Origin of the sequence: Bradyrhizobium sp., assembly GCF_049586575.1 — a bacterium.
In the GTDB taxonomy this organism is placed as follows: domain Bacteria; phylum Pseudomonadota; class Alphaproteobacteria; order Rhizobiales; family Xanthobacteraceae; genus Bradyrhizobium.
In genome coordinates, this window is the sequence record NZ_JBAVCF010000343.1 from 1 (window position 1) to 2,809 (window position 2,809).

Here is a 2,809-nt window from a genome sequence, read left to right on the forward strand (position 1 = left end):
TTTGATGGTCGAATTACGCGCGTCATTCATCTTGGGGCGGCGGTTGAGCCGTCTTCCGAAAGGAGGCAAATTCCCGTAGATTTCCGGGGGTTTGGGCAGAGATTGATGCATTCGAAGTGGGTCTGGAACCATATATAATGGGTGCCTCCGAACCCGGGTATCCAGGCGCTTCAGGAGCGAAGGACGGTAGAAGCAGTATGAATAAATCCATAGCAAAAAAGATGAAGCAACGCAGCGCCGGCAAGCCCGACATTGAGCTGGGCAAGCGGATTCGTTTGCGGCGCGTGGAGCAGAAGATTTCTCAGGCCGAGCTTGGGGAGCAATTGGGCGTCAGCTTCCAGCAGGTTCAGAAATACGAGAAGGGCGTCAATCGCGTCGGCGCCGCCCGCCTTCAGCAGATTGCAACCGCGCTCGATGTGCCCGTCACCTTCTTCTACGACGGCGACGGCAAGGCGCGTGAGGTGGAGAGCCTGCTGTTCCTCGACAGCGCATTCAGCCTGAGGCTGCTACGCGCCTACAGCAAGATCAAGGACCAGACCGTCCAGCGTCAGCTCGTATCCCTGATGGAATCGATCGCGGCGAACGAGGACTGATCGGGACCAACCCCGCGGCCGCGCGATACTCAAGCGCCGCGGATACGATCGATCAGGGCAAGCGGATCGGCCGGCGCGCAATGGCCGCGCCAGGCCACATGCTGGTCGGGCCGCGACAGCACCAGAACTCCTTGACGGGCAATCGCAGCCGGCGCCGTCACGTCGATCACCCTCAGCGGTAGTTTTCGTATCCCGGCCGCTTGCACCAGCGGCACGACATCAACCGCCGGGTCAAATCGCAGCAGCGTGAATTCCGGCCCCATGACATCGTAGAGCGAGGCGCCATCGGCGCACCACAGATGCGGCGTCCGGCACCCCGGCACGGTGGAAGGAGTATAGCTATTCATCGTATAGACGGGCGGCTCGGCGCCGTCATAGGCGACGATCGGCGAGCGATCGTAATAGCTGCCGAAGTTCAGACCCTCGCAGGCATATTGCTGAACATTGATCTCGTAAGTGAGCCGCCCGGTTTCCTGCCGGGCGCGCTCGCCCTCCTCGCTCGCATCTTCGATGGCGTCGGGCACGGCGCCGCGGCGGCGGATCTCGGCTTCGGCGTGCGACATCGCAAATCGCGACACCTGGCTCGTGATCGGTAGCCGCTCGGCCTCATAGGCATCGAGAATGGAAGCGGGCGCCCAGCCGTTGAGATACGCCGCCAGCATCCAGGACAGGTTCGTCGCGTCGGCAATTCCGGCGTTCATGCCGTAGCCCGCATAGGGCACCCAGATATGCGCGGCATCGCCGGCAATGAAAGCGCCGCGGTCGCGAAATCGGCTCGCGATCAGCCGCCGCCCGTACCAGTCTTCTTTGGAAATGACGTCGTATTTGAAATCCTGACCAACCCCGAGGATGGTGCGAAGACAGGCGTCGCGATCGACCGAATCGAAGTCGCCCTCGCCCGGCTTCATGTAGTTGTGCACCAGCCAAAGCTCGCGGCCGTCGATCGCATACACCATGCCGGAGCGGCGCGGATTGATGGCGCCGGTGCCCCATGCCGGCGCATAGCGCTGCCGACGAAGCAGATCGGACGCGCGGATATAGGTCGATTGCACGCGCTGCACGACCGCGTCACCGACAAACTCGGCGCCGATGGCCTTGCGGACGACCGAACGCGCGCCGTCGCACCCGATCAGGTAGCGGCAGCGCATCGATTTCACCGCTCCTGTCTCGAGATCGCGCAAGGTTAGGTCAGCGAATGCATCCCCTATCCTGATTTCTTCGGCCGAGGTGCGGTTGATGATGCGGATGTGCTTGTCGGCGACCGCATGCTCGAACAGAATCGGTTCGAGGAAAATCTGGTTGATGCGATGCGGCGGCTCCGGCGTCGGCCAGTTGCAATCCGGGCCGTCCTTGCGGGTGAAGCGGTCGCGGCGACAGGGAATCGAAATTCGCGTCAGCTCCTGTCCTGTAAAGGTGGTGCGGTAACTGATGTCGTGCGGATAATCCGCCGGCAGGCCTGAATTACGGACCTTCTCCGCCAGGCCCAGCCGCCGGAAAATCTCCATGGTGCGGGCGGCGACGTGGTTGCATTTCGGCTCCGGCGGCTCGGCCGGCGCGCGCGTCTCGACCACCGTAACGTCGATCCCGCGCCACGCGAGATCGATCGCCAGCGTCAGACCCACCGGCCCGGCGCCGACGATCAGCACTTCCACGTCGATGGCTTCGGACATCATTCCAACTCGGCGCCCGAATTGCGAACGATGATGCCCCAGCGGTCGACCTCGGTCCTGACGAAAGCCCTGAAGCGCTCCGGCGTCGAGCCAGAGACCGGCTCGAGCGCCAGCACGGTCAATCGCGCGATCGTCGCAGGATCGCTCGTCAGTTTCTCGATCTGCGCCGCGAGTTGCTCGACGATCGGTTGCGGCACGTGAGCCGGCGCCACCACGCCGACCCAGGCTACCAATTCGAAGCCATCGATACCCAGTTCGGCCAGCGTCGGAATGTCGGGTGCGACAGCTACCCTTTGCGGGGTCGTGACCCCGAGCACCCTTATCTTTCCCTCGCGGAATAGCGGCAGCGCCGGCTGGAGGTCCACCACCATGAAGGCGATGCGCCCGGCGATGAGGTCAAGCAGCGCCGCAGCGCTGCTGCGATACGACACGTGATGGACGTCGATGCCAAGTCTCTCCCGCAACATCTCAGCGCCGAGATGATGCGGACTGCCATTGCCGGCCGAGCCGTAGGCGAGCCCCGGATTGGCTTTGGCGTAAGCAGTC

The 2,809-nt window shown here is 63.2% G+C and carries 3 protein-coding genes; 1 reads left to right on the forward strand and 2 read right to left on the reverse strand.

From position 1 onward, the window contains the following. Positions 1 to 197: 197 nt before the first annotated feature. Positions 198 to 593: a helix-turn-helix domain-containing protein gene (locus WB528_RS13365; RefSeq protein WP_422252204.1), complete on the forward strand. Its 396-nt coding sequence runs from the start codon at positions 198 to 200 to the stop codon at positions 591 to 593. 29 nt (positions 594 to 622) lie between these two features. Here WB528_RS13365 and WB528_RS13370 read toward each other — a convergent pair whose 3' ends face one another. Both WB528_RS13370 and WB528_RS13375 read right to left on the reverse strand, forming a co-directional pair. Next, entirely contained in the window at positions 623 to 2,263 is a 1,641-nt protein-coding gene (locus tag WB528_RS13370; protein WP_423888887.1) for an FAD-dependent oxidoreductase, read from the reverse strand. After that, positions 2,263 to 2,809 (reverse strand): Bug family tripartite tricarboxylate transporter substrate binding protein (locus WB528_RS13375; protein WP_423888888.1); only part of this gene is annotated, 547 nt, incomplete at its 5' end. The genes WB528_RS13370 and WB528_RS13375, both read right to left, overlap by 1 nt.